At 44.0% G+C, this 26408-nt stretch carries 26 protein-coding genes; 1 reads left to right on the forward strand and 25 read right to left on the reverse strand.

The genetic code is table 11. From position 1 onward, the window contains the following. Positions 1-21: 21 nt before the first annotated feature. The 15 genes from BUB11_RS14030 to BUB11_RS28025 all read right to left on the reverse strand — a co-directional run bounded on the left by BUB11_RS14030 (position 22) and on the right by BUB11_RS28025 (position 12797). Positions 22-1299 carry a VanW family protein gene (locus BUB11_RS14030; protein WP_242947552.1) on the reverse strand — a complete coding sequence of 426 codons (1278 nt, stop codon included), beginning with the start codon at positions 1297-1299 and terminating at the stop codon, positions 22-24. A gap of 306 nt (positions 1300-1605) precedes the next feature. Beyond that, positions 1606-1911, reverse strand: a complete 306-nt coding sequence (locus tag BUB11_RS14035) for a DUF1292 domain-containing protein (protein WP_073030387.1) — start codon at positions 1909-1911, stop codon at positions 1606-1608. A gap of 68 nt (positions 1912-1979) precedes the next feature. Next, positions 1980-2396, reverse strand: a complete 417-nt coding sequence (gene ruvX, locus BUB11_RS14040; RefSeq protein WP_073030388.1) for a Holliday junction resolvase RuvX — start codon at positions 2394-2396, stop codon at positions 1980-1982. Between the two features lie 61 nt (positions 2397-2457). After that, entirely contained in the window at positions 2458-2781 is a 324-nt protein-coding gene (locus BUB11_RS14045) for a DMT family transporter (protein ID WP_073030389.1), read from the reverse strand. 57 nt (positions 2782-2838) lie between these two features. Then, complete coding sequence (locus BUB11_RS14050; protein WP_073030390.1) at positions 2839-3783, reverse strand: aldo/keto reductase; 945 nt, start codon at positions 3781-3783, stop codon at positions 2839-2841. Between the two features lie 93 nt (positions 3784-3876). Further along, entirely contained in the window at positions 3877-4131 is a 255-nt protein-coding gene (locus BUB11_RS14055) for an IreB family regulatory phosphoprotein (RefSeq protein WP_073030391.1), read from the reverse strand. A gap of 80 nt (positions 4132-4211) precedes the next feature. After that, on the reverse strand, positions 4212-6839 hold the full coding sequence (gene alaS / locus BUB11_RS14060; protein WP_073030392.1) for an alanine--tRNA ligase: 2628 nt from the start codon (positions 6837-6839) through the stop codon (positions 4212-4214). A 225-nt stretch (positions 6840-7064) separates the two neighbouring features. Then, the gene (locus BUB11_RS14065; RefSeq protein ID WP_073030393.1) at positions 7065-8096 is read right to left on the reverse strand and encodes an AI-2E family transporter; all 1032 of its coding nucleotides are present in this window, start codon (positions 8094-8096) and stop codon (positions 7065-7067) included. A gap of 301 nt (positions 8097-8397) precedes the next feature. Continuing rightward, a complete protein-coding gene (locus tag BUB11_RS14070; RefSeq protein WP_073030394.1) occupies positions 8398-8601 on the reverse strand; it encodes a hypothetical protein in 204 nt (67 codons plus the stop codon). Beyond that, positions 8598-9092, reverse strand: a complete 495-nt coding sequence (locus BUB11_RS14075) for a PRC-barrel domain-containing protein (RefSeq protein WP_073030395.1) — start codon at positions 9090-9092, stop codon at positions 8598-8600. The genes BUB11_RS14070 and BUB11_RS14075 overlap by 4 nt, the downstream gene beginning before the upstream one ends. Positions 9093-9277: 185 nt before the next feature. Then, the gene (gene mnmA, locus BUB11_RS14080) at positions 9278-10399 is read right to left on the reverse strand and encodes a tRNA 2-thiouridine(34) synthase MnmA (protein ID WP_073030396.1); all 1122 of its coding nucleotides are present in this window, start codon (positions 10397-10399) and stop codon (positions 9278-9280) included. Positions 10400-10406: 7 nt separating this feature from the next. Continuing rightward, positions 10407-10784 carry a Fe-S cluster assembly scaffold protein NifU gene (gene nifU / locus BUB11_RS14085; RefSeq protein WP_073030397.1) on the reverse strand — a complete coding sequence of 126 codons (378 nt, stop codon included), beginning with the start codon at positions 10782-10784 and terminating at the stop codon, positions 10407-10409. 17 nt (positions 10785-10801) lie between these two features. Next, entirely contained in the window at positions 10802-11986 is a 1185-nt protein-coding gene (nifS, locus tag BUB11_RS14090; RefSeq protein ID WP_073030398.1) for a cysteine desulfurase NifS, read from the reverse strand. Positions 11987-12033: 47 nt separating this feature from the next. Next, positions 12034-12486 carry an RrF2 family transcriptional regulator gene (locus tag BUB11_RS14095; RefSeq protein WP_073030399.1) on the reverse strand — a complete coding sequence of 151 codons (453 nt, stop codon included), beginning with the start codon at positions 12484-12486 and terminating at the stop codon, positions 12034-12036. A 167-nt stretch (positions 12487-12653) separates the two neighbouring features. Beyond that, positions 12654-12797 carry a hypothetical protein gene (locus tag BUB11_RS28025; protein WP_207650040.1) on the reverse strand — a complete coding sequence of 48 codons (144 nt, stop codon included), beginning with the start codon at positions 12795-12797 and terminating at the stop codon, positions 12654-12656. Between BUB11_RS28025 and BUB11_RS14100 the strand changes: the two genes are divergently transcribed. Continuing rightward, positions 12765-14072, forward strand: coding sequence for a replication-associated recombination protein A (locus BUB11_RS14100; RefSeq protein ID WP_073030400.1), 1308 nt, complete (start codon positions 12765-12767; stop codon positions 14070-14072). The two genes, BUB11_RS28025 and BUB11_RS14100, sit on opposite strands and share 33 nt — an antisense overlap. Positions 14073-14184: 112 nt before the next feature. Here BUB11_RS14100 and trxA read toward each other — a convergent pair whose 3' ends face one another. From trxA to BUB11_RS14150, 10 genes are all read right to left on the reverse strand, one after another. Further along, positions 14185-14514 (reverse strand): thioredoxin, encoded by a 330-nt coding sequence (gene trxA, locus BUB11_RS14105; RefSeq protein ID WP_073030401.1) that lies wholly within the window; start codon positions 14512-14514, stop codon positions 14185-14187. 26 nt (positions 14515-14540) lie between these two features. Next, positions 14541-14822 carry a metal-sensitive transcriptional regulator gene (locus BUB11_RS14110; protein ID WP_073030451.1) on the reverse strand — a complete coding sequence of 94 codons (282 nt, stop codon included), beginning with the start codon at positions 14820-14822 and terminating at the stop codon, positions 14541-14543. Positions 14823-15052: 230 nt separating this feature from the next. Beyond that, positions 15053-16837 (reverse strand): aspartate--tRNA ligase, encoded by a 1785-nt coding sequence (gene aspS / locus BUB11_RS14115; protein WP_073030402.1) that lies wholly within the window; start codon positions 16835-16837, stop codon positions 15053-15055. 1 nt (position 16838) lies between these two features. Beyond that, positions 16839-18110, reverse strand: coding sequence for a histidine--tRNA ligase (hisS, locus tag BUB11_RS14120; RefSeq protein ID WP_073030403.1), 1272 nt, complete (start codon positions 18108-18110; stop codon positions 16839-16841). A 460-nt stretch (positions 18111-18570) separates the two neighbouring features. Continuing rightward, a complete protein-coding gene (locus BUB11_RS14125; protein WP_073030404.1) occupies positions 18571-19191 on the reverse strand; it encodes an MBL fold metallo-hydrolase in 621 nt (206 codons plus the stop codon). A 14-nt stretch (positions 19192-19205) separates the two neighbouring features. Continuing rightward, the gene (gene dtd / locus BUB11_RS14130) at positions 19206-19655 is read right to left on the reverse strand and encodes a D-aminoacyl-tRNA deacylase (RefSeq protein WP_073030405.1); all 450 of its coding nucleotides are present in this window, start codon (positions 19653-19655) and stop codon (positions 19206-19208) included. A gap of 1 nt (position 19656) precedes the next feature. Further along, on the reverse strand, positions 19657-21906 hold the full coding sequence (locus tag BUB11_RS14135) for a RelA/SpoT family protein (RefSeq protein ID WP_073030406.1): 2250 nt from the start codon (positions 21904-21906) through the stop codon (positions 19657-19659). A gap of 56 nt (positions 21907-21962) precedes the next feature. After that, a complete protein-coding gene (locus tag BUB11_RS14140) occupies positions 21963-22475 on the reverse strand; it encodes an adenine phosphoribosyltransferase (protein ID WP_073030407.1) in 513 nt (170 codons plus the stop codon). Positions 22476-22545: 70 nt separating this feature from the next. Beyond that, a complete protein-coding gene (recJ, locus tag BUB11_RS14145; protein WP_073030408.1) occupies positions 22546-24981 on the reverse strand; it encodes a single-stranded-DNA-specific exonuclease RecJ in 2436 nt (811 codons plus the stop codon). A gap of 227 nt (positions 24982-25208) precedes the next feature. Continuing rightward, positions 25209-26204, reverse strand: a complete 996-nt coding sequence (locus tag BUB11_RS14150; protein ID WP_073030409.1) for a cation diffusion facilitator family transporter — start codon at positions 26202-26204, stop codon at positions 25209-25211. Positions 26205-26408: the final 204 nt, after the last annotated feature.

Raw genomic sequence — 26408 nt, forward strand, 5'->3', positions numbered from 1 at the left:
TTATTCCAGTGAGATCCTCTTTTAAGTCCCTACGCGTAATATGCGATTTGTCGGAGCATACCAATCACGACCCAGAAACTTCTTAGTCTCACTGCCGGTCCCATCCCGAATAATTTGCCACGTATTGACAATAATCCCTTTAGAACCGGCTTGTTCCCGAATGACTTGTCCTTTGCGCAACTTGGAATCTAGTCGTCTTTCTGTCTTATAGGGAATTTCTCTCTCCACTTGCCGTTCAATTCGGACGGTTTTATCCGTTTTCTTACCCATAATCCTAACCGTCAGAACGCCTGGTTTAACTTCTGTGCGCAAGTAGACTAAACTGCCGGTATTATTTTTAAACTTGAAATCAATGTTGGGATAATTAACCGTCGCATCTTGACCGGATGGCACATAACTAACGACAACAGCATGAGGCTTCCGTTCCACTATCTCTAAATCACTTAATAATACGGCATTGTACAGAGTCGAAGACACCTGGCACACGCCCCCTCCGGTTCCCTGCACATACTCCCCGTTTACAATTATATAAGCTTCTTTATACCCTGTCTCAGGCTCACGCGGACCTACTTTCTCGTTAAAAGAAAGAGTTTCTCCGGGAAGAAGCGCTTTGCCATCCAGCGCTTTAGCGGCAGCCGTCAAATTAGCAGAACGATTCTTTTCTTTGACTGAAAAATTAGTGGAAAACTCCCCGATGACAGCATCGAATGCTAAGGCTTTAACCGACTCAGTAGTAACAGCTGGCGGAACTTCTACCATGGGAATGACGATCCGTGCCGGCACATCACTTAGAGGAGCTTCTTGAATTTGATTAATCAAGCTTTCGACATCGACCGTCCGCCCACTTTCCCCCGGCTGAATGACGACTGCATCTTTTTCAATCTTATAAGAAGCATCTTTGGCTGGTCTATTAAACTTTTTAAGCTTCTCCCGAAGCTCTTGACTTGCTATTAGTGAATCCACTTTTAAGACACTGGACAGAGCAGTTCCGGGACTAATCTGTGTCTTCTCAATAATCTTCTGAGTATCCACCTCAATCCCTATGTCACTTAGAGTTACAGGAATCTCTGTATCATTGTACAACAGTACACGGGTTTCTTCCAGCTTGTCCTTTGCCCAATTTTCTATCTTTACGGATGCCTCAGGCAATGGAGTGCCACTTAAATCCAAATCGTCAATTTTGGTCCCATCGGAAATAATTCTATTAGTTATTTCAACTCGATTACTATCTTGTGCATCCTCAGAAAGTTTATCAGGGACAAGGTTTGAAGAATTACATCCGTTTATTAAAATGAGCAAAAAAAGAACTCCAGCAAAAAAAGGACCCCGTATTCTTACTTTTTCTATATACTTTATCTTCAACACCTCCTCTTTTCTCAACTTTAGTATTTCCGCAGAGGTTGCTGTTTATCTCAATCATTAATTTTATTCATCATCAAAATCCACCTTGAATGAAGATGTTGAAAAATCTCACTATTTTCCGCCACAATATCCAACTCAGAATAGAAGGCAATCATTTCTGACTGCAAAATAAAAGAACTCGCCGAATTTATTTCAGCGAGTTCTTAGTATTCCCAAATATACACGGGATAAAATTAGTCCAACTTATTCTTCGTCTTCGGATTCTACCAGGTTTTCCCAAGCATCAGCCACTTTTTCCCATTCTTCATCGTCTTCGATGTCAAGCAACATTTCGCCGCCTTCAGCATCTTTACCGAGTTTAAGGATAATAGCCTCATCCTCTTCTGATTCGTCCTCAGAGATAGGCATCAAGACAAAGTATGTAGAACCTTCTAGTTCCAAAGTGTCTAGATGAAGAAACTCATGGTCTTTTCCCTCATCATCTGTGAGAATGACAGTATCAAACTCTTCCGCGTCATGCTCATCATGGTTATGTTCATGGTCAGTCATATGATTCACCTCTTATCAAAGAATATTGTCATTGTACTATTGTAGGTAATGATTGTCAAATATTGCACTTAAGTATTTCTATTTTGCCGACTGTCCAGATAACCCTGAAGGATAAATACCGCCGCCATTTTGTCTATAACGTGTTTTCTCTTCGAGCGCGACACATCCGCTTCTATCAGAGTCCTCTGGGCTGCAACAGTACTTAAACGTTCATCCCACAACTTAACTTCGAGCCCAAATTCCGCACGTAAAACCTCAGCGAACTCCTCGGTCAAAGTACATCGAGGCCCTAGGGTTCCATTCATATTCTTAGGATACCCAATGACTATCTCCATAACCTCATACTCCCGTATAAGTTCACGCAACTCATCAAGCTCCTTCTTGGAGCGCCTAATCGTCTTAACTCCCTGGGCCGTCCAAAATAATGCATCACTCATCGCCACACCAATCGTCTTCGACCCAAAATCCAATCCCATAATTCTCAACAGTATTCCCTCCAAGCTGACTCCTAGTTTTAATCAAAACTATTTTGTTCATAAATATCGATTAATGCTTTAAACCACTTAAATTCAATCCTATGACTCCAGCCACAATCAGAAGTATAGAAACTATTTTGAGGGCATTAACTGTTTCGTTAAAAAACACTATTCCTATTACAGAAATAACCACTATCCCTACCGCTGACCATATTGCATATGCCACGCTTACTTCAATTTCTTTTAAGGCCAATGACAATAACCAAAAACATAAAAAATACGAGCCAAACATGCCAATGGCAGGAACAATTTTTGTCAACCCATTGGAAAGTTTCATTAAAGTAGTGCCACAAAGTTCAAAAATAATTGCTAAAATCAAATACAGCCAACTCATAATTTCTCCTTAATCTAACAACATCTGGCCCTGAATATACTTTTAATCAAGAAATACTTAGACGATTTTTAAACAAAAATGGGGACAAACCCTTCCGCAATACCCACAAAGTACACAAGCCTTGGCATCAACTACCGATATATTTTCTTCAATACTTAAAGCGCCCTGAGGGCAAGCTTCCAAACAAAGCCCACACCCCTGGCACCAATCTGCAATATATAGTTTCCGTTGCCTATGCTTTACCTTTTTCTGCAACTCCTCCGGGACTTCTTTATCTGCCAACAAGAGAAGATTATAATCCACTTCTTCTTGGCTGGACATTCCCAGAGCCATGCTCTGCACACCTGAAACACCACGGACAAAGGCTACGGCCTTTTCAGGATCGCTTGCTAAATGCCCACCCCCAAAAACCTTCATAGCATAAATCCCTATACCCAGGTCAGCTGCAAAAGAAATAGCATCCAGCATCTCGCCTAAAGTGCCATCAATAATCCCCAGACCTTGGTAGTTTAAGATGGGATGAATCACATCAAGCCCGGGCAACAGGGCACCTGCCCTGACTCCGGCAACAGCATGGGTTGAAATGCCGATCCAGCGAACTATACCCTTTTCCTTTGCCCGCAGGAGTTCTTCCCACGCACCCAGATGTCCTTTCAAGGTTAAAGCACTTTCTTGCTCATGAAGCAAGAAAAAATCAAGGGTATCCCGCTTAAGAGCAGTACGCGCCTTCTCTATGCTTAGACGCATTTCTTCAGCAGTGACAGAGTAGGATTTACTGACGATTCGAGCGTCCTGATGTCCTTTTATGGCTTCAGCAATTTGTCCATAGTTGTCATATATTTCTGCAGTATCAATCCAATTAACCCCTTGCTCAAGCGCATAGCGCAGAACAGAGATTCCTTCCGCTTCTGTTACACGGCCTTGCAACGGAGATATTGCCAGACTTCCAAAGCAAACCTCTGAAACGTCTGCTCCCCACAAGCCAAGCTTAACTTGACGCATTTTAAAACTCCTTTAGTGCCTGCACTCATTCGCACTGTACGCTCTAAAGTTGAAACCCTCACCGCATTTAGTGAGGGTTCAAAGTACATTTCACTATTTTTCTTGCAAATAGGTTCTAACCAGTTCTTCGATCAGCTCAAAGCGTTCAAGTTTACGAATCATTGATCTCGCCTGATTGTGGCTGGTAATATATACAGGGTCGCCAGACATGAGATAACCCACCATTTGGTTGATCGGGTCATACCCTTTCTCCTGTAACGCGGCATACACCTTCTGCAATATATCGTGGGCTGAAATCGCTTCATCTCCCACAGCCTTAAACATCATGGTTTCTTCCATTCGATCCATTTCCCTGTCCACCTTTCGCCTTTTCGTATACGGCTTTTTCAACTTAAATTAGATATTCTTACTCTCAGTATGATTCTCCTCTATTTTTTAAGAAATCCTCTGAGAAGATTGGGAACTCGATCTATAGCTTCACCCAATTTACTGGGATCTTTACCGCCGGCCTGTGCCATGTCTGGCTTACCGCCACCGCTGCCGCCGGTAATTTTGGCTACTTCCTTAATAATCTGTCCTGCATGAAGCCCACTTAAACCTTTTGGGTTAACAGTTGTAACAAAGTTAACCTTTCCTTCGCTTACAGCACCTAAGACGATAACTCCGGATTTCATCTTGTCTCGAATTAAATCTGCCATTTGACGAAGACTTTCCATATCCGGGGCCTGCACTTGGGCAGCTATGACCTGAATTCCATCGACCTCCTCAACCCTACTCAATAACCCTCCAACTTCATTCTTGGCAAGCTTTGCTTGGAGTTGTCCGATTTCACGTTCAAGGTCTTTTACCTGGGTCACCAGACCATTTACACGCTTCCCGACTTCTAAAGGTTGTGCTTTAAGGTTCTGGGCTACTTCCATTACCTGCTCATCAAGGGAACGGAAGTATGCCAGGGCTTCCAGACCGGCAACTGCCTCAATCCGACGCAAGCCGGCCCCTATTCCGCCTTCGCTAAGGATTTTCACAAGTCCGATTTCTCCAGTGCTCTTAACATGGGTCCCACCGCACAATTCCTGACTGAACATCCCCATCCTTACAACCCTGACAGTTTCTCCATATTTCTCTCCAAAAAGTGCCGTAGCTCCGCTTTGTTTAGCTTCCTTTAAAGACATTTCTGTCGCCTTTACCGGCATATTCTTTAACACAGCTTCATTAATCAGCCCCTCGACTGCCCTTAACCCATCCGGTGTCATTGGAGAAAAATGCGTGAAATCAAAGCGCAGGCGTTCTGGAGTCACTAATGACCCTGCTTGTTGAACATGGTCCCCCAAAACCGAGCGCAAAGCAGTCTGAAGAAGGTGGGTCGCGCTGTGATGACGAGTCGTAGCCAGACGGTCAAAATTATCAATTTCCACTTCTACGGATTCCCCGACATGTAATACCCCTGTTTTAACCTCAGCCCGATGATAAAGGGTTCCTGTCACACCTTTTTTCACTTCAAGCACCCGGGCCTCGGCACGGGATGTTCGGATCACCCCTACATCAGACACCTGCCCTCCGCTTTCTGCATAGAAAGGAGTCTCTGACAGGAAGATCATAACCTCTTCCCCCTCACCGGCGTCCTGCATCTCTTTGCCATTGACAAACAGGCCTTCAATTCGAGTGGTTATAGAAACTTTGTCATAGCCGACAAAGGGTGTAGTTCCTAAGGATTTAGCCCTTGCCATAAGTTCCGGGCTTTCGACCACAGCACGCATTTGCTGAGATTGTTCTTTCGCTCGGAGACGATGTTCCTCAGAAGCGGTCTGGAAGGTCAGCATATCTACGGACAGCCCTTGTTCTTCCAGCATTTCTTCGGTTAACTCTACAGGGAAACCGTAGGTTTCATACAAATAAAAGGCATCCGCTCCGGTTAACACGGTCTCCCCTTGTTTGATAAGCTCCTTGACCTTTTCTTGCAATAACTGAGTGCCCTGTTCTAACGTTGCTTGAAAGTTCTTCTCTTCTAAATTTAAGTGACTGAGAATGAAATTCTCGTTTTCTTTGAGCTCCGGATAGGCGTGGGCATAGTCCCTTTGTATAATTTGAAAGGCGGATTCCAAGAAGGGTTTGTCAATCCCTAAGAGTTTAGCAAACCGAACAGCACGGCGCAAGATACGACGAAGAACGTATCCTCTGCCTTCATTATTGGGCCGAATTCCATCGGACAACATAAATGAAACCGCTCGAACGTGGTCTGAAACCACTTTTAAAGCTAAGTCATTTTTAGCATTATCCTTATATTTGATTCCGGCTAAGGTTGCAACATGATCAATAATAGGACGGAATAGATCCGTGTCAAAATTGGTTTCCACACCCTGCATCACAGAGGCGATCCGCTCCAGGCCCATCCCCGTATCAATATTTTGCTTTGGAAGCGGGGTCAATACCCCTGCTTCATCACGGTTATATTGCATAAAGACCAAATTCCATATTTCCAAGAACCGATCACAATCACACCCTATGGCACAACCTGGTTTACCACACCCTCTGGCTGCACCCAGGTCGACATAAATCTCAGAACAAGGCCCGCAAGGACCTGTCGGACCAGCCGCCCAAAAGTTCTCCGGATCACCTACGATTCGCTCGGACTTAACCCCTGCTTTTTCCCATATCTGTTTGGCATCCTGATCTTCGGGATATATGGTTACCCACAGTTTTTCAACCGGGATTTTCAAGACATTGGTGATATACTCCCAAGCCCAGGGAATTGCTTCCGTTTTAAAGTAATCTCCAAAGGAAAAGTTTCCCAACATTTCAAAATATGTATGATGACGGGCAGTTTTTCCTACTTCCTCGAGATCCGGAGTTCGAACACACTTTTGAGCAGTGGTAGCCCGTGGAAAGGGAGGTTCAACCTGACGTTGGAAATATGGTTTAAAAGGAACCATGCCCGCCACTGTTAACAACAATGTCGGATCATCTTTGGGAATAAGCGAAGCACTAGGCAGAATTTTGTGCCCTTTAGCCTCAAAATACTTAAGAAACATGTCCCTTAATTCATTGCCTGAATACAATATGAACACCCCTTTAAATTCAATCAAGAAATAACAGTCAAATTATCCCTTCCGACTGGTATAAAAAAATAATCTCTCCCTTTGTCAATCAGGGACGAGATTTTTTCGGGATCACCCTGTATCTTACCGGGCTTGAGCGGTACTTTCTGACTTAATTATGATAGTAATATAAAATTTCCATTGTTTATAAAGTATATACAGGGAATGTCTTATTTGTCAACTAGATTAGACTTTCGTAGACACCAGCCTGAAATAAATATGTTTAAACAGTACTCGAATGACCGCAGCTAAAGGGACGGCCAAGAACATACCCCAAAACCCTGCAATTTCTCCACAAGCTAAGAGGGCAAAAACAACCCAAAGAGGATGAAGTCCGACACTCTCGCCCATAAGCTTAGGAGATATTATATTCCCTTCAAGCTGTTGCACAAAGAAAATAACCAAGGTAACCTTTAAGGCCATCACCGGAGAATGCGTTAAAGCTAATAGTATCGCTGGAACTGCCCCAATTGCAGGCCCGAAATAGGGAATAAGGTCAAAAATTCCGCAAATAAGGCCAATCAACAGAGCATAATCCATGCCAACAAGTTTTACCCCTATACCGATCATTATCCCTACGATCACTGCTACGAATAAATCTCCTCGCACAAATTGCCTTACGACATGATTAATGTCTTGCCACAACCGTCGCCATTCCATCCTCCAGCGTTGAGGGATAATCCGAAAAAATCCTTCCCCTAAGCCTTTCCAGTCTGCCAGAATGTAAATGGCAATAACCGGCGACAACATGTAAAGAGTCACTGAAGACAGTGCCTTTGGCAAGTTATCTAGAAATTGGTTAAGCCGATCAGCAATCATTGTTTCCCCTTGAATTAAATGTTCATCTAAGACAATCGCAACTCGATTAGGTAACCCTGTTGCCTTAAACTGATTCCGAAACTCTTCGATCATATCCGTAATCGACTGAATCGTCTGAGGCAAAATAACCAACAATTTACTTAGTTCATTATAGATTATTGGGATAATAAGAAAAATTGCAGTAGCACAAAAGGCAATAATTAAGAAGAAAACAATCGCAATAGCTCTATTTCTGCTAATTTTATACCGTTCCAGCACAACAACCAGAGGGTTTAACAAGTACGCCAGCACAAAAGCAAGGAAAAACGGACCTAATATTGCCCTCACCCTGAAAAGAATTAGTATACCCAACAGCAAACACGTTCCCGTAAAAATCCATTTCCAATTTTTAAATTTCATAAACCGTGAGAGTACACTTCCTTTCGAGGATCTCGGACAGAATGAACTTATGTATTTCCCTGAACAACGAAGCACGCTCTTAAAAAGGGTCTAAAGACAAACTAAAAAGCGCGCGATGCGCGCTTTTTTAATCCAGCATTAGTGAAATACTTTCATATTCTTGATAAACAGGTGCCTACCCTTTTTGAAGGATTCATACTGCGTCGCATCAACACTTTTCTATTCTTCGTGGAATAATGAATACAGATTTATAATGAATACCACATTTATTTTGAACCTAATATTCATCGTTCCTTTTTCACTAAATCGGAATTACTTCATCTGCACAAGAAACACTGGGATTGAGGCTTGGATCATCCCAAGCCACCAAAGAGCCGTCTTCGGCCAAATCGTAAATTACTACTTTATCAGTTTGAGTCGCAAATTCTACACAACAATCCCAACAGTAAAACTGCTCGACTCCAACTTTACCAATGGCTCTTCCACCGCAAACCGGACAATTCATGATCGCATTCCCCCTTCATTTCCTTGATCCAAGGGGGATACTTGGTTATCAACGATTAAGATATCTTTCCCATCAATCATGACATGCGGCTTTAGAATCGTCCCCCGACCGTGAAGAAGGTCAGCGAAGAGCCCGTCAGATACCTCAAACCCTACCATTTTTTCTATGGTGTCATCGAGGAAAACATCTTCAATCGTGCCTCTAGCGTCTCCACCTTGAGTATAGACTACATTACCTACTTTGTCAGACCATCTTGTCCCCTTAAGTTCTTCTACTGTCTTTTCATTAACAGTCAGGGCATCTTTACCAACCGTTGCAATGGCCTTCCGAGGAATACCTTTAGCTGAGTGGAAGAAATGTCCGCCTTCAAGAAGAACTCCGACAACCTCATCTTTTTCATTGTCAAGCACCAGATCATGTACCCAACCAATTGAATTTCCACTTTTTAAATCCAAGACCGGCAATCCTACAATCTCACGTGAGCGTCTCATTTGTTCTTCCACCTCCGCTAAAAAAATTTCTATCTATACTCTGCCCGCCCAAACCAAACTTTATGCATGCGAAGACCAGGGATGGTCGAGTGTCCCTGTAGCCATGGAAGGCGGAAAGGGACCGCCGGCCATGGATGGCCAAGTGTCCCTGTAGCCATGGACGGCGAGAAGGGACCGCCGAAAACTTACTTCGACCCGCGATCTCGGCCGCGAGGATCAGAAATAATCTTCCCCCCGCCAACCACTAAATTTCCTTGGTAAAAGACGACTGCCTGTCCTGGAGTCACTGCCCGCTGTGGTTCATCAAAGCGTACCATCACACCATAACCAGACCCTATTTCGCCAGGGAAAATTGTCGCTGGAGCTCCAGTGGAATTGTAACGAATTTTGGCCTTAACTTTTAATGGTTCAGTTAAATCGGGTATCGATATCCAGTTGAGATCGATTGCCCAAAGCGTATCCGTATACACATCCCGATCTTCGCCCAAAACAACTTCATTGCGCTCAGGATTCAGCCCTACCACAAACATTGGTTTACCGAAGGTGACTCCCAGGCCTTTCCGCTGCCCAATCGTGAAGTTAATAATCCCCTCATGCCGGCCCAATTTCTTTCCGGCAAGATCTACAAAATCACCCTGCTTAATCGGGACCTCTAATCGCTGCCTTACAAAGGTCGCGTAATCATCATCTGGCACAAAACAAATCTCTTGGCTTTCGGGCTTATCTCCAACCCCTAGGCCCCGCTCTCTAGCCATTTCCCGCACATGCTCTTTTTGATATTCTGCCAAAGGAAAAAGCGTATGTTCCAGCTGTTCCTGAGTTAGCATGTACAGTGCATATGTCTGATCTTTGCGCGCATCTGCACTATTACTTAAAAGAAATCGTTCACTGTTCGGATCTCGTAACACTTGTGCATAATGGCCGGTTGCTATAAACTCCGCTCCTAATCCACGGGCCTTGCGGAGCATCTCCCCGAATTTTACATGTTTGTTACATGCCAAACATGGGTTGGGAGTTTCACCATACAGATAAGACTGGGTGAAATAATCTACCACAGTCTCCTTAAAATACGAACGAAAGTTCATGACGTAATGGGGAATTCCCAAGATAAAGGCAACTCTCCTGGCATCATCAATAGCCGAGTTCGAGCAACAACCTCCCTCGACTTCCGGACCCGTTGCTTCCCATATCTGCATAGTGACCCCAATCACGTCATATCCTTCTTCTTTGAGCAAAGCGGCGGCCATGGAGCTATCCACGCCGCCGCTCATACCCACAACTACTTTAGGTTTTGTAGTTTGAGTCATTCTTCATCTATTCCTTTTTTTGCTGTTTATCGCGATAGTCCCCAATGGCCTTATGAAGTGCATCTGCGGCCAGATTAGAACAATGCATTTTAGTTTCAGGAAGGCCTCCTAAGGCCTCAGCTACTGCCGCATTGGAGATTACCATAGCTTCGTCAATCGTTTTTCCCTTGACCATTTCCGTAACCATACTGCTGGTTGCGACTGCAGCTCCGCAGCCAAAGGTTTTAAATTTTACGTCTTTGATAATGTCTCCTTCGATATCTAAATATATACGCATAATGTCGCCGCACTTAGCGTTTCCTACTTCACCGACACCATCTGGATTTTCCATTTCACCAACGTTGCGTGGATTTGTAAAATGATCCATTACTTTTTCTGTATACATTTCTTCCTCACTCCTTATTATGCTTTTTTCGAATGAATAACCTGATCGTACAGTGGAGACATCATTCGCAAACGCTCCACGATTTTCGGTAATTGTTCAAGGACATAATCTATGTCTTCTTCTGTATTCTGACGACCCAGAGAGAAGCGCAACGAACCATGGGCAATTTCATGAATCAATCCCATACCCAGTAAAACATGGGAAGGATCCAGAGACCCCGAGGTACATGCCGATCCGCTTGAGGCAGCAATTCCCAACATATCTAGAGAGAGTAATAAAGACTCCCCTTCAACATAACGGATACTGACGTTAACGTTATTAGGTAAACGCTTTTCTCCTACCGGTCCATTTACTTTCACATATTCTATACGTTCTACGATACCATTCATCAGTTTGTCCCGCAGTTTAATTTGTTTCTCCGCATCGTCCGCCATCCGTTGCCCAGCCAACTCGCAGGCCTTACCAAACCCAATGATTCCAGGCATATTCTCTGTTCCAGAGCGGCGCTTTCTTTCTTGCCCTCCGCCATGAATTAAAGGCACAATTCGTACCCCTTTGCGAACATAGAGTGCTCCTACCCCTTTAGGGCCATAAATCTTATGACCTGAAACAGTCAGCAAGTCGACATTCATTTCTTCAACATTAATAGGGATTTTTCCCAGAGACTGAACTGCATCAACATGAAAGACAATACCATGTTCCTTAGCCAGTTTACCGATTTCTGCAATTGGTTGAATCGATCCCACTTCATTATTGGCATGCATTACCGTAATCAAAATTGTATCCGGTCGAATAGCCTTCCGTACTTCATCAACTGAAATAATTCCCTCTTCGTCTACCGGTATAACTGTCAGGTCAAATCCATTCTTTTCCAGGTACTCACAAGTTTCAAGAACAGCATGGTGTTCAATACAAGAGGTAATAATATGCTTACCTTTTTTACGAAGCGCTTCAGCTGTCCCAAGAATCGCCAGGTTGTCCGCTTCTGTTCCTCCGCTGGTAAATGTGATCTCCCTAGAAGCAGCACCGATCAACTCGGCCACCTGATTTCGAGCTTGCTCAAGGGCTTGTTTAGTCTCTCTGCCAAAGCCGTGAACACTTGACGGGTTACCATACTTTTCAGTGTAATATGTCATCATGATAGCAGCTACTTCTGGATCAACCGGGGTTGTTGCACTATGGTCTAAATAAACTCGCCTCATGGGGCTCACTCCCTTATATCATAAACTTTGAAGCAAAAAAATAAAGGTTAAATGTAATACATATATAAGTTCCGCTCCGATTCAATCTTTTTGGCATCTTCAAGCATTGTTTCAAGTGTGATAGAATCAAGAACATCCGCGATGGAATCCCTAACTTTCTCCCAAATTGCCCTAGTGACACAAAACTCAGCTTTAGAGCAAATTTCCGGGTCCTCCTCTGATACGCAATCAGTCGGAGCAATTGGCCCTTCTAACACACGGATAATATCTCCAATTTTTATTTTATCCGGTTCTCTCCCTAACAAGTAACCACCTTGCGCACCACGAACACTTTTCACTAAACCCGCTTTACGCAAACCGGAAACTAGTTGCTCCAGATAATGTTCAGATATACCCTGCCTCTCTGCAATGCTTTTCAAAGAAGTCGGTCCTTCACCCATATGTTGAGCTAAATCAAACATGGCTTTTACCCCATATCGACCTTTGGTCGAGAGTTTCAACACCCTCACCTCTTTTCCACTAGATAAACGCTTTTTTTCATATATTTCTTATCTGTTTATATCTTATAAAAACACTCGGGATTTGTCAAGTCTACTGGTGCCAAACTCAACTTCTTTTATAGTTTAAACCTAACCCTATCTTTTTTACTGTGATCAAACTAACAATTTTAAAGGTAAAGCTCTGCAAGCAGATGTCCGTCCTGCATGATATAATAATTCAAGAAAACTTGACCAGTGCCAAGCCATAGCCTCAGGTTGTAAGAAAGGAACATTGCCCAATGGATCTTTTTTCCGCGACATTCAATCAACATCAAGTTGCTCCCCTAGCGGAGCGTATGCGCCCAAGAACACTTGAAGAGTATATCGGTCAAGCTCAAATTCTCGGCCCTGGAAAGCTCCTGCGTCGGGCTATTGAGGCTGACCGTGTTTCATCATTGATTCTCTATGGACCGCCAGGAACAGGGAAGACCTCTTTAGCACAAGTCATTGCTGCCAAAACCACGTCGCGTTTTGTCCGCATAAATGCTGTCACCTCTGGTGTTAAGGAGATCCGGGAAATTATTACCCAGGCTACAGATAACCTTCATCTTTACAGCAAACGCACTTTGGTTTTTTGTGATGAAGTTCATCGTTTTAATAAAGGACAACAAGATGCACTTCTGCCTGCTGTCGAAAATGGAACTATCACCTTCATCGGTGCAACAACAGAAAACCCCTTCTTTGAATTAAATTCTGCGCTCCTTAGTCGTTCAACCCTTTTTAGATTAGAACTTCTTGAACCTCCAGAAATTCGTCTCGGACTTGAACAAGCCCTGAAAGATTCAGAACGCGGTTTAGGGCAATATCAAGCAGAAATTACCTCTGAGGCATGGGAGCATTGGATTAATTATGCTAACGGAGATTTACGCCGCGCCCTTAATGCTTTAGAGCTGGCAGTTCTTACTACCGCGCCAGAAAACGGAATTCGTCATATCTCACTTGATATAGCGGAAGAATCCATACAACAACGGGCCATCCGGTTCGATAAATCAGGGGATAATCATTATGACATCATCTCCGCATTTATTAAAAGTATGCGCGGTTCAGATCCCGATGCGGCGCTCTATTGGTTAGGGGTCTTACTTGAAGCGGGTGAAGATCCACGTTTTATTGTCCGACGGATTATCGTCCATGCGTCAGAAGATGTGGGCTTGGCGGATCCAATGGTCATGCTTCAGGCTCATGCGGCGGCAAATGCACTTGAATGGCTGGGCCTGCCTGAAGCAAGGATCCCCATAGCTCAAGCAGTTCTAGCCATTACAACTGCACCTAAAAGCAACAGTATTGTCACGAGCATCGATAAGGCTCTGAATTATGTAAGAAAACATCCTACCGGAGAAGTTCCCCCCGAACTTAAAGACGGACACTATCCCGGCGCAGAAAAATTAGGGAACGGAAAAGGATACCTCTATCCCCACTCTTACCCGGACCACTGGGTTGACCAAACCTACCTGCCCCCAACTGTTCAGGGACAAACCTTTTACGTCCCCTCGAAAATGGGGAAGGAGCTTTTCACCCCCCCTAAGACCACGGATAATAAACGTTAGCCTAACCCCGGCTCCCTAAATTAAAGTAATAAAATCCCTTCCTTTGTAAGTCCAAAAAAGCGATGCCCGAAATTGGGCATCGCCTTTTGTTATCGGCATATATTATTGACATTTAGATATGGGCTTCGAGCATTTTGACAAGGTCAGGTTTTCCACGGAAGCCAGTAATTTTGTCAACCATTTTGCCCCCCTTGAAAATAGCCAGTGTAGGTATGCTCATAACTCCATATTCACTAGAGATAGGGCCATTCTCATCGACATTAACCTTCCCGATGGAGATTCGGCCAACATACTCATCAGCAAGTTCATCAATAACAGGAGCAACCATACGACATGGGCTACACCAAGGAGCCCAAAAATCGACCAAAACCGCTTGCTCCGACTTCAGAACATCCGACTCAAAATTTGCAGTAGTAAAGGTTTTAACATTTGCACCTGCCATAATAATTCCTCCTAATCAAATATGATTTATTTAATAAATTTAGCGAGCACCCCAATAAGCTCCTCAATCGCAGCTTCCTGGTTATTGTTCTCAACGGCATTGCGCATACATCCCCGTGAATGGTGTTCAAAGACAATAGTGCCAACTCTGTTAAGAGCAGCACGAACTGCTGCCACTTGAATCAAGACATCAACACAATACTTGTCACTGTCAACCATACGTTGAATCCCTTTTACTTGGCCTTCGATTTTTTTAAGCCTGCGTATAAGATCCTCTTTAGATTCTGAATAAGGGGTTGAATTCGTCATGCTATGCATCCTCCGATACCCTAAGGGGGTAGCTACAATAAATATTATAGCTAATGCACTCTTCCCTGTCAACTCTTCCTCGGTCAACTTTCTCGGCTTACTCAGGTCAAATAACATCGGAAAAGTCATTATTCCTTACAATTAAGGAGAATTCCTTTAATTAAAAATTATTAATTAGCTCTCCTCATTGCTTCCCTGCTTTTTTATTAATTTCAAGAAGACTCCCACTTCTATTTCACACTGGGTAATTCAATGTTAGTCTGGATATGCAATTCCTTTAATTGTTTGTCCGCCACCGGCGAAGGAGCATGAGCCATTAAATCGGATGCACTTTGAGTTTTCGGGAAGGCAATCACGTCTCGAATGTTATCTTTTCCAGTTAGAAGCATAATCATTCGATCCAGGCCGAAGGCAATTCCGCCGTGGGGAGGAGTACCATATTCAAAGGCCTCCATAAGAAATCCAAATTGGGCGACAGCCTCTTCCTCAGAAAATCCAAGTAACTTAAATAACCTCTCCTGTACCTCACGACGATGAATCCGAATACTTCCGCCCCCGAGCTCCGTTCCGTTGAGGACCATGTCATAGGCCTTTGCCCTAACTTTAAGGGGATCAGTCTCGAGAAGATATAAATCTTCGTCCATGGGTGCAGTAAATGGATGGTGAATAGCGATATGACGTTGTTGTTCCTCATCATATTCCAAGAGTGGGAATTCGGTAACCCATAGGAATTCGAGCAGTCCCTCTTCAATCAGACCTAAACGTTTTGCCAATTCCAAGCGCAGATGCCCCAGTGCATCAGAGACGACAGCATAGGTATCTGCCACAAAGAACAAGATATCTCCAGTCTCGGCACGTGTACGTTCAATTAGGGCAGCCATTTCCTCTTCAGTAAAGAATTTAGCAATAGGGGATTTCAGGCCCTCCTCAGCTAAGACGATCCAGGCTAAGCCTTTCGCTCGATAAGTACTGACAAACTTAGCCAGGTCATCGATTTCGCGGCGTGGCAAGCCGGCACACCCTTTAGCGCAGATACATTTTACGCTCCCGCCATTTGCCACTGCATTAGCGAATACCTTAAATCCGGTTTTACCCACGAGCTCTCCCACATCGATCAGTTCCATGCCAAAGCGCGTATCCGGTTTGTCTGATCCATATCGATCCATTGCTTCTTTATATGTTAAACGCGGGAAAGGAACGGTTACAGGTTTCCCAACTGTTTCAGAGAAAATCTCCGTCATTAATTTTTCCATCATGGGAAGTATGTCTTCCACTTCGACAAAAGACATCTCGACATCAAGTTGAGTAAATTCCGGTTGACGATCTGCTCTTAAATCTTCATCCCTGAAACAACGGGCAATTTGAAAATACTTCTCCATACCGCCTACCATGAGAAGTTGCTTATATATTTGGGGGGACTGCGGTAAGGCATAAAACTCACCTGGGTGAACACGGCTGGGAACAAGATAATCTCGTGCCCCCTCAGGCGTAGATTTATTAAGCATGGGAGTTTCGATTTCATAAAAACCTTGACGGTCAAAGAAATTACGCATGATCTGAGTAACTCGATGCCGAATCTTGAATACGGTTTGCATTTCGGGTCGACGCAAATCCAAATAGCGATATTTGAGACGCACTGTCTCGTCTACATCCACTTGATCTACAAGATAGTAAGGAGGAGTTTTAGCTCCATTTAAGACATCCAATGTCTGGGCCACGATCTCAATTTTGCCTGTTGCCAGGTTTGGATTAATCATTCCTTCTGGGCGAGCAATCACTTGCCCAAGGATCGAGACAACGAACTCTGAACGCAAGCTTTCTGCCGTGGAAAATCCTTCTCCCATCTTCTCTGGGTCAAAAACAACTTGAACAATACCTGTACGATCTCGCAGATCAACGAAAATTAAACCTCCGTGGTCACGACGGCGCTGAACCCATCCTAACAAACGAACGGTCTCTCCCACTTTTGCTAATCCTAGCTGTCCATTTTCAACACGTTCTGAAAATACTGTCATGTTAAACACCTCTCTGATACTTCTTGTTTATTTCTTCAACTGCGTCCACCAGTGAAACTTCCATTTGCTCGCCGAGTGTTAAATCACGAATGACAAGCACCTTTCGAGCAAGCTCTTCTTCACCAAGAATTAAGGCATAGCGTACGCCTTGGCGATTGGCTGATTTAAGTTGGTTTTTTAAACTTCGACCGAGCAAATCCATACCCACAGGCATCCCTTGGCTGCGCAAGTCACTCAGAAGAGCAAAGCCCTCGATTTGGGCTTGTTCACCCAAGGCAATCAACATAGCAAATAGTTTAGGCTTTTCTTCCGGCAGCTTATGTTGTACTTGCAGGGCTGCTAAAACACGTTCAATCCCCATGGCGAATCCAATTCCCGGAGTTGGCGGTCCGCCGATTTCTTCAACCAGCTTATCATACCTGCCGCCCCCACATATGGCACTCTGGGCTCCGATTTCTTCGACCATGACTTCGAAAGCTGTTTTCGTGTAATAATCAAGTCCTCTTACCAAGCGTGGATTAACTCGATAGACCACTCCGGCCCTGCCTAAGATAGCCAGAACTTTCTCGAAGTGAGTACTGCAGTCCTCACAAAGGGTGTCCTTTGTTGTCGGCGCCCCAACGGTCTCCTCTTGACAAGAGGGGTTCTTGCAATCTAGTATGCGCAATGGATTTCGTTCAAAACGTTCTTGGCAATCGTTACATAATTTACTTTTTCGAGCAGCCAGAAATTCCTGCAATTGTTCACGGTGCCTTGCCCGGCAAATTGGGCATCCAACAGAATTGACATGGACCTCAAGCCCAATTAGTCCAAGTCGTTTATATAAATTCCAGACTAAGCTAATGACTTCTGCGTCCACGATCGGTTGGTCTGCACCCAAAACTTCAATTCCAAACTGATGGAACTGGCGAAAACGACCGCTTTGTGGCCGCTCATACCGAAACATAGGGCCAATATAGTACAATTTCATCGGCTGTGGTTGGCCATAAAGCTTGTCCTCCACATACGCACGGCAGACCGAAGCAGTCATCTCCGGACGCAGGGTCATCGATCGATCCCCTTTGTCTTGGAAGGTGTACATTTCTTTCTTAACAATATCCGTAGTTTGCCCAACGCCCCTTTGAAAAAGCTCTGTTGCTTCAAACATCGGCGTCCGAATCTCTTCATACCCATATTCGCGGCAAACTGAGCGAATAGTTTCTTCGAGATATTGCCATTGTTCGATTGTACCTGGCAATAGATCTTGAGTCCCTTTTGGACGCTGAATCGCCATGCAAATTCCTCCTTAAATTATAGTTCAAAAAATTCTTGGCTGGCACTTATAGAAAAAAAGCCCTCGTTCCTTGCTTTGCGCAAGGGACGAGAACTTCTCGCGGTGCCACCCTAATTGACGGTATTCTTCCGCCCACTTTTCAGTCGTTAACGAGACTATCCGATGCAAAGATACTCTTCTTTAGGGTGTCCTACCGTGTGTCTCTCAGGCTAGTTCCAGTCTTGCAAGCCCTCCCTGGAGAAAGATTAACCCGGAATTTTCCAAAAGGTTTCGTGAGTATTCTACATTTATTACGTTGTTTCAATGAATAACGCCTATATCTTTATATTCTACCAAATACGATCGTTATTTGTCAATAATTATTTGGTTATTTTTGTAAATGTATTAAAATATTGTATATCCCATCGCTAAGGATAGCTTAGTACTGCGGTGCCATGGATGGCAACACTGAATCAAAAAATTATACCAAAAAGGGATTGTCCCGTTTTTCTTCTCCGATACTGGTCTCTTCACCATGACCAGGAAAAACTCGGGTACCTTCTGGGAGAATCAAGAGCTTTTTCTTGACTCCATCTAAAAGCTGATTCATTGATCCTCCCGGGAAATCAGTTCGGCCGATCGACCCGGCAAAAAGGGTATCTCCGCTAAACAGCCCTTCAGAACATAAGAAACATACCCCTCCAGGAGAATGTCCCGGAGTTGCTATGACTTTGATTCGTTCTTTGCCAATCATAAGTTCTTGTCCGTCCTGAAGCAGGATATCCGCTTTCTTAAGTACAAGTCTGCTTCCCACATAACTAGAGAGGTTCTTCCTGTCATCTGTGAGCATCCCTGCATCATCCGCATGAATCCCTACCAAGACATCCCCCAAGAGTTCTCTAAGTTCATCTACGGCACCAATGTGATCCACATGCCCATGGGTAATCAGAATATAATCCACCTTTAGACCCTTCTCCATAACCCAACGATAAATCCTTTTTCCATCTGCGCCGGGGTCGATGACTACAGCTTTCTTAGTTTCCGCACAATAGAACAAATAACAATTTGCTCCCATAGCACCCATAGCATGCGCTTCAATCATCAAACATTACCTCCTTAAAACTTTTTCTTACTGTCTAAAAGTATCGTCACAGGTCCATCGTTGACCAATTCAACGTCCATCTCTGCTTGGAAAATTCCGGTCTCCACTTTTATTCCATAACTGCGCATTCCGGCAACACTGCGTTCGAATAGATCCTTGGCTTGTTCAGGGGGGGCAGCTGCCGTAAAGCTAGGGCGTTTCCCTTTACGGCAATCACCATAAAGTGTGAATTGAGAAACCACAAGAATTTCTCCGCCTGTATCCTGTACGGAGCAATTCATTTTGCCTCCTTGATCTTCAAAAATTCGCAACCCTACAATTTTTTCAATCATCCAGCTTATGTCGTCTGCTCCATCTTCTTGTCCAACTGCCAGCAGGACCAAAAGTCCGGCAGCTATGATTCCTACTTTTTCACCGTTCACGGTTACCGAGGCGCGTTTAACGCGCTGAACAACACTGCGCATCTCAACTTTCTCCCGTATGGATTCGCTTGACTTCCGTGATGTCTTTAACCTTACGAATTTTATGCATCACCATTTTAAGCTGTTCCACGTTTCTAATCTCGATTCTCAACTGGATATGGGCAACGTCACCTTTTCCCACACGGGCATTAATCCCTAGAATATGTGTCCGAGTATCTAAAACTGTATTCATGACCTCTGTGACCAAACGCGGCTTGTCTCTCCCATAGATTTGAATATCTACGGGATAAGTGGAATCCACTTGTTCTGCCCACATAACTTCTACGATCCGATCACTCTCTTCTTCAGAGTGGCTTAGTACATTGCTGCAATCCCCACGATGAATAGAAACCCCGCGCCCTCGGGTAATGTAACCCATTATCGCATCCCCCGGCAGAGGGTTACAACACTGTGCGAAACGAATCAATACGTTATCCACGCCTTTGACCCTCACCCCATGGGTTGCTTTGCCATACGAAACCTGAGTTGGTACTTTGCCTTCCCCTTGCTGGAGTGCTGCCAGCTGTACCTTTTCTCGTTCTTCTTTAGAGAGATCCTCGCGCAAGCGCATCAAGACTTTATTTGGGGTAAGTACACCGTCCCCAATTGAGGCGTATAAATCATCCAGACCTACAAAGTTTTGGGTCTTGCCAATCGCCATGAGGCTTTCGGGTTTAAGAACAGCTACCGGATCCAGCCCCAACTTGCGGACCTCACGTTCCAAGCTCTCACGTCCGCGAATGATATTATCCTCTCGTTGCTCTTTCTTAAACCATTGGCGAATCCGATTCTTGGCCTGGGAGGTTTTAACAAAAGACAACCAATCTCGACTGGGTGCCCCCCCTTGCTTTGAGGTAAGTATTTCTAAAATATCTCCGTTATTCAGCTTGGTCTCCAGCGGAACAATCCGCCCGTTAATCTTGGCACCTATGCAACGGTGCCCTACATCTGTATGAACGCGATAAGCAAAATCAACCGGACAGGAATCTGCGGGAAGTTCCACCACATCCCCCTTAGGAGTAAATACAAAAACTGTATCTGCAAACAAGTCTATTTTCAGCGACTCCATAAATTCTCCGGCATCCCGAGAATCATGTTGCCACTCCAGAAGTTGACGCAACCAAGAGAGCTTTTGATCAAAATTTACGCTCGCTGTTTTATTACCACAGTCTTTATTACTTGTTGACTTATTACTCGTTGACTTATTAGTACATTCATTATTGCTTCCTTCTTTGTATTTCCAATGGGCAGCAATCCCGTATTCTGACGTCCGGTGCATCTCACAGGTCCTGATCTGAATTTCAAAGGGCTCTCCATGAAGTCCAATCAAGGTAGTATGCAATGACTGATACATATTTGGCTTAGGCATGGCAATATAATCCTTAAAGCGACCAGGGATCGGCTTCCACATTGTGTGAATGATCCCTAATGCACCGTAACAATCGTTGACGGAGTCCACAATGACTCGAATCGCCATTAAGTCGTAGATTTCGCTTAGTTCTTTGTGCTGAGTAGTCATTTTACGATAGATACTGTAAAAATGCTTAGGACGACCCGCAATGTCCGCATATATTTCTACTTCATCTAATCTGTCTCGCATTTGAACTATAACTTCGTTAATATAGGCTTCGCGTTCCCGGCGTTTAAGGGCAATTCCTTCGACTAAATCATAATATTCCTGTGGTTTTAGATATCGAAACGAAAGATCTTCCAGCTCCCATTTAATCCGAAAAATCCCCAAGCGGTTAGCCAAAGGAGCAAAAATTTCCAGGGTTTCTTGGGCAATTTCTTTTTGCTTTTTCTCCGAATGATATTTCAGGGTTCGCATATTATGAAGGCGGTCAGCAAGTTTAATGAGTATTACACGGATATCCTTGGCCATCGCCAAAAACATCTTGCGTAGATTTTCTACTTGTTGCTCCACCTTGCTTTTGTACTCAATCCGGCCAAGTTTAGTCACACCGTCAACAAGCAACGCGATTTCTGCGCCAAATGCCTTCTCAATATCCTGAATGGTAAATTCTGTATCCTCCACGACATCATGAAGCAGAGCGGCCGCAATGGTTGCTTCATCCATTTCAAGTTCAACCAAAATTTGCGCAACTTCCAAGGGATGCAGAATATAATCTTCCCCAGAGTTGCGCAGTTGGTTCCTATGAGCCACTTCAGCAAACTGATATGCCTTATCCACAATAGCCAGACGTGCCTCTGGAGATTTCTTTTTCATTTTTACCATTAATTCTGCGAAGGACATCGGTGAACTCCTCTCATCTGCCAATAACGCTCGGTTAAGTAACAACTTCGCCAAATCTAATACTCTGCCAAAGAGAAAACAGGGTAATCCTCCAACTTCTCCCGACCGTTTAAGAACGTTAGTTCAATTAGGAAGCCCAATCCAACCACATCTGCCCCAATCTTTTTCAGTAAGTTTGCGGTCGCAAGCATTGTTCCCCCAGTTGCTAACAAATCATCTACAACAACTACTCGTTGGCCAGGTTTGATAGCATCTGCATGGACTTCTAACGTATCAAACCCATATTCTAAAGCATAGGTCTCCCCAATCGTTTGGGCAGGCAATTTACCCGGTTTGCGAACTGGAACAAATCCGATTCCTAAGGCATAGGCCACAGGTGCACCAAATAAGAAGCCACGTGCTTCAGGACCGACAATCACGTCAGGCTGCCACGGCTTAATTTTTTCTACCAGGGCGTTAATAGCGGCATGATAAACTTCGCCGTTTTTCATAAGAGTTGTAATGTCCTTATACGAAATTCCCTCCTTGGGGAAATCGGAAATTACGCGAATATGGTCCCTGAAATCCATGATCTTTACGCCACCTTTCTTTTGATGCAAACAACTTAGATAATTGTACCTTAACTTAAAAGTTTATCCGTCAGTAAAGTTTCTTTAATTGAATAGACGAGACGAGCAGTTGATTATGAAATTTTAATGCTCTATCCAACCGTTCTTTTGCTAAACGATAGCGTAAAGATGATTCCAAATCCAATTTGCTTTGAGCTGGAATCCATTCCAAGACAATCTCATCCGTCCCGCCAAGGCATCGGATGAGCCCCAACTCTTCAAATACTTTTAATCCGGCTTTCTCTTTAGCCGAAATTTTCAGAACAGTGCCCCACCGAAAAGGATTAGCCCTGCTCGATTTAGCAAGCAGCTCTCGATATAATTGTACCAGCTCTTCGCGAGCTATGTAACAACAACGCTGACGAACTCTTTCCTCAAGAGGGGCTTGAAATCCTGCAAGTGCAATACGAAATATACCTAATCTCCGCAGTTTATCGACGCCTTCTCTAAAATCCTCCTCCGTAAGGGGAAGACCGAACACCAACCCGAGACTTTGATTGACCTTTCCATCCTCATCCTGATTCAAAGGATCTTCCTCAGAACCTTCTCCTTGAGTATGTTGGCTACTAGCCAAATCATTCCCAAGTCGAAGAGTCGGCATACACCCTGTGTTGTCCCAAATCCATAATCGTTGATTATACTGTATAGGCCACTCTTTTTGAGGCAAATCTCTCCAATCCAGCCATTCAATTTCAATTTCCTCATTTGTGACCGCAATTTCCTGATATGCGGTTGGATCGGCCTCATGTACACTTTGCGGATTTAGCCAATTCGCCTCAGTCTGAATATCTTTGATCATTAATTGAACATTTTCTTGACCTCGAAAAGTATTCCAATCCAGAACAAATGCTGCATCTAATGTCAGTTTATCCTTCAGCTCATTCAAACGTTCTCCTAACCTGAAGGCAATTCCTTCTAGCTCTCCCTTTGATCCAAAGCGAAATTTCAGATGACTTTGGTCTTTTCCTACAGTACTTAGGGAATGCACAGGAATTTCTTTACTGGCCAAAATCGGGCCTGGATTTCCAAACCCAAAGGGTGCCATTAGGTCGAGTTGACGGAGTAAATCCCCTGAAACAGCCTCGAGAGCAACTTGAGAATCAATTCTTAAGACTTCCTGAAAGAGAGTTTCATCAAAAGCTAAAGCTTGTTCATTCAGTCCTTCTCTAAGTTTTTTGATGTTTTTTGCAGGGAGAGAAAAACCGGCGGCTTGTTTATGTCCTCCAAACTTTGTCAGCAGATGTGCTTGTGTGCTCAACTGTTCTAATACTGGATAACCCGCAATGCCACGTGCCGAACCCTTAGCTTCTTCTCCATCTTCCGAAATTATAAAGACTGGACGATAATAACGTTCTACCAAACGGGAAGCTACAATCCCTACAACCCCATGGTGCCAATGGTCTGTCGAAAGTACGATCACTCGCGGCAGCGGTTCACGTTCCAATAAGGAAATCGCTTCTGCTAAAATCTCCTTCTCGGTTTCCTGGCGCGATTGGTTTTCCCGAGTTAATTGACGTGCAAGTTCACCCGCTCGCTCAGCATCCTCTGTCAGAAGAAGTTCCAGACCTGCTCGGGCACTGTCCATACGTCCAGCCGCATTAATTCTAGGCGCAACCATAAAGCCAATTTGTCCTGCTTTAAGGGTTTTATCCCTTAACCCACACTCCTCGAGAAGAGCTGCCAGTCCGGGATGATTGGTCTCCTCCATTTGGCGAAGTCCATAATGAACTAAGACCCGGTTTTCCCCAATTAAAGGGACTAGATCTGCAATCGTCCCTAAAGCCACCAGATCTAAAAGTTTGATTTCAGAATGTATGCCTGTTTCATCGTTCCCTAAAGATTGCAATAAGGCTTGGGCCAATTTAAACGCTACACCAACCCCGGCCAAATCCCTAAAGGGATAGCCTGAATTCTCAAGCTTAGGATTTATAATAGCAAAAGCCTTTGGTAAAACTTTTAGCGGTTCATGGTGATCTGTAATAATGACGTCAATATTAAGAGTTTTAGCCAGTTCCACTTCCTCGACTGCTGTAACCCCACAGTCAACTGTAATAATAACACTCACACCCGCCTTAGCTGCCCGTTCAACAGCCTCAGAATGGAGACCATAGCCTTCGTCTTGGCGGTGTGGAATATAGGCCACAGCCTGTAACCCCAAATCAATTAGAACCTTGTATAGTAAAGTGGTACTCGTAACTCCATCCACGTCATAATCACCATAGATAAGGACCTTTTCCTTGCGCTCTAAGGCTAAAGACAATCGCTCAACCGTTTGCAACATGTCGCAAAAACAAAAGGGTGAGATTAGATTTAAGAGGGTTGGACGCATAAATTCAATAGCCTCTTCAGGCTGTTGATAGCCTCTTTGAATTAATATTTCTGAGACAACCGGAGAAATCCCTAAAAAATCGCGGAGTTTTTCTGTCATTCGTCCGGAAGAATGTTTTACAGACCATAATCGTTTCACAAATATACTCCCCCAGACTTTCATTATAAAACAGAGCTAAAATTGCAGCAACCATTATCGATATTCTCGACCTTTGCTATTCGAAATTCGGACTTGAAACTCACCTTAGACAGTTATCCTTCCAATAATGGGAAAACATACTCAAATGGAATCTGAAAAGTTCTCAAATTATCCAACTATAGTATCTAAGGACCAGCCAGCATACAAATCATTAAATTTTGTAGCTTTTAGATCTCACTCTCTGACTTCCGGCCTCTGACCTCCGACCCCTGCTCCGGCTTCCGCACTTGGCAACTCTGACAAGAGGAAGCCAATCCTTCCTCAACCGGACATTCCACATCCCTGTTGCTGCAAGGTTCTGCATGAATCAAGACATAAGTTATATACAATCTCTCATTAATCTCTTTTTCGATCCTGTCACACAAATCATGAACGTCAACGACTGGAGTATATTTAGCAACGACCAAATGTAAATCAACATGTCTTTCTGCTCCGGCCTTACGAGTCCGGAGTTTATGAAATTCTACAAATTCATCCTCATAGCGTTGCAGTACTTCAGCAATTATCTCACGTTCCTCATCCGGCAAACTAACATCAACCAGCGGTGCAAAAGCCTTCTTTGTTAAGTCAACAGATGCCTTTATAATCATAAACGCAACCCCAAGCGCAATGATAGGATCTATTATGGTCCAACCCGTAAGCTTGATTAAGAGCAACCCCACCAATACTCCTAATGAAGTATAGACATCTGTCCTTAAATGCAAGGCATCCGCCTCAAGCGCTACAGAATCAGTTCGCTTGGCAACTTTCATAAGCCGTGTGGAGACAATCCAATTCATGATCGCTGAAGCTCCCATGATTAACACACCTAAGCCCAAGCCAAAATCTGTGACATGTCCACCGTTGCTGTAAATAATTTCTTGGATTTTCTTAATCGCTTCAATGATTATCATTAGCGCTGCCACAAAGATCAAAGCAGCTTCGATCGTACCGGAAACATTTTCTATCTTCCCATGTCCGTAGGCATGGCATGAATCAGCAGGCTTCCCAGACTCTTTCACCGCAAAAAGTGCAATAAAGGCCGCCACTAGATCGATACCGGAATGAATCCCTTCCGACAAGATACTAACCGACCCGCTGACTAACCCAACTATCACCTTAGTTAAGGTTAATAAAATATTCGAAGCTACTGATAACGAGGCCACCTGTGTCTTCTCATCCACGACTGCACTCTCCTAACTAACTAGTATATGGCAAATCAAACTAAAGTACATAAAAATAGGACCCCTTACAAAAAGGTAGTCCCGCAGATTCCTCCGCTGCTCCAAAAGCTGAAGCCCAGCTATATGCCTGACAATAATAAGTTTATGTATAAGATAACAAATATTAAACGTAATAGCAAGGTTTTGTTTTAGTATTTTCCGGAT

Source organism: Desulfosporosinus lacus DSM 15449 (genome assembly GCF_900129935.1).
Lineage (GTDB): Bacteria > Bacillota > Desulfitobacteriia > Desulfitobacteriales > Desulfitobacteriaceae > Desulfosporosinus > Desulfosporosinus lacus.